The following is a 2,016-nucleotide window of genomic DNA, read 5'->3' on the forward strand; positions in this document are numbered from 1 at the left end:
CCTCTGATCGTTATGTGGCCCGACCCATAGACAGCAAACCCCACAACACTGGGTGACGGCGGGTCGGGCCACATAATCAGACCGGGCACAGAAGACCGACAACGAAAAGACCGTGACGGTCTCCCACGTGGCGGGGGTGCCGATCCGCAACCAGCAGACCGTGGATTTCGCCCGCCACTACGGTGTCACGGTCCTGACCTGCCAGCCCGCCGATCCTGCCTCCAAGGGCGGGGTGGAAGCATCGGTGAAGGTCGCCAAGGCAGACATCGTGCCGAAAGACACGAACCTGCGTGAGGAATACGCCTCCTTCGCTGAGTTGGAGGGTGCCTGCGCGGACTTCATGGGGCATATCAATGCCCGTGAGCACCGGGTGACCAAGCGCAAGCCCGCGGCTATGCTTGCCGAGGAAGTGTTGCGTCTGCACCGGGTGCCGGAGATGGCCCACACTGTCTCGTTCGGTCTGGCCCGCATCGTTCCGCCGAACACGCCCATGGTCACGTTCAACAGCGCCATGTACTCTGTCCCGTCCCATCTGCTCGGGCAGCGTGTCTTCGTCCGCTCCCACGGGATCGGCCCGGATGAGCAGGTCATCGTTGTTCATCACGGCCCCGCCGGCCCGGTTGAGGTCGCCCGCCATGGTCGGGCCCGGCCCGGGAGCCCGGCGATCAACGACGAGCATTTTCCAGGCCATGTTCAGAAAATCCCCGGCGACTACACACCAAGGGCCCGCACCGGTGCCGAGGCAGAGTTCTTGGCCATCGGTGCAGGCGCCGTGGCCTGGCTGAAGGAAGCCGCCGCCATCGGAACCTCCCGCATGAACCAGAAGATGGCCGAGGCCGTGTCTCTGGCGAAGATCGCCGGCGTCATCGATGTTGACCGTGCCCTGGGCACCGCGGCGATCCATGGCCGCTTCGCGCACGGGGACCTCTCCTCGATCCTGCAGGCAGGTCGTGCCAGCGAACCTACGCACACTGCGAATGAGGAAACTTCCCTGACTCAGGGCACCGGCGTCTGGGCCGCCATCACCACCCCAACAACGACCACCGATAGCGAGGAGAAGTGATGACACCCATCACCACGACCGCCCCGGGCCTGCCGGCCGATGTGGAGGCAATGATGCGTTCGTTGAAGATGCCCCACGCCCGGGCCCTGGCCCCGGAACTCATGGCCACGGCCCGCGCCCAGCGCTGGGAACCGGTTGAAGTCATCAAGGCCCTCTTCGCTGAGGAAATCAGCGGCCGTGCCCGCTCCATGCTCGCCACCCGGCGTAAGGCCGCCGGATTCCCCACCGGGAAGACCTTCGATGCCTGGGACCCGGCGGCGTCCTCGATCCCGGTACCTACCCAACAGGCACTGCAGACCCTGGAATGGATCCACCGCGGGGAAAACCTTGTCGTCTGCGGGCCCTCCGGTACCGGGAAGACGTTCTTCCTTGAAGCCCTGGGCCAGCAAGCCGTCGAGGAAGGAATGCGGGTGGCCTGGTTCCGGCTCGAGGACCTTGGCCAGCTCATCCGCGCCCACCGCACCGACGACACCGTCACCAAAGCCATCACGCGGGTGCTGCGTGCCGATCTGGTCGTCATTGATGACATCGGGCTCCTCGGCGTGGGCACCGACGCCGCCGAGGGACTCTACCGGGTCGTGGATGCCGCTTACGAGAAACGCTCCATCGCGATCTCCTCCAACATCCACCCCGCGGGTTTCGACGAGCTCATGCCCAAAACGCTGGCCACCGCCACCGTGGACCGGCTCCTCCACCACGCCCACATCTGCCAAACCAGCGGCGACTCCGTCAGGCTGACCCAGGCCCTAGCAGGGAAAGGAGTCAGACAACTGAGCTAAAACCCGGAACGGGATAGCCACCCACCACATCACATTTGTGGGCAGATCTCATGGCCATACCCGGGCACTTTTACTGGCCACCAGCGGGCAGATAACCGGCTCTTCCGAATCCAGAGTGTAGTCAGGGCTGCCGCGCGTGATTTCCGGGTCGGGGAAGTCGTTTCGGTATAGGTG

Annotated in this window: 1 protein-coding gene and 1 pseudogene; both read left to right on the plus strand. The window is 64.8% G+C overall.

Features of this window, described 5'->3' with window-relative positions; translation table 11 throughout:
* Positions 1-94 precede the first annotated feature (94 nt).
* Positions 95-1,063, plus strand: a pseudogene (locus CVV68_RS22820) (transposase); the annotation flags it as partial.
* Entirely contained in the window at positions 1,063-1,842 is a 780-nt protein-coding gene (gene istB, locus CVV68_RS22825; RefSeq protein ID WP_110503267.1) for an IS21-like element helper ATPase IstB, read from the plus strand. The pseudogene CVV68_RS22820 and the gene istB, both read left to right, overlap by 1 nt.
* Positions 1,843-2,016: the final 174 nt, after the last annotated feature.

Origin of the sequence: Arthrobacter livingstonensis, from assembly GCF_003219815.1 — a bacterium.
GTDB lineage: Bacteria > Actinomycetota > Actinomycetes > Actinomycetales > Micrococcaceae > Specibacter > Specibacter livingstonensis.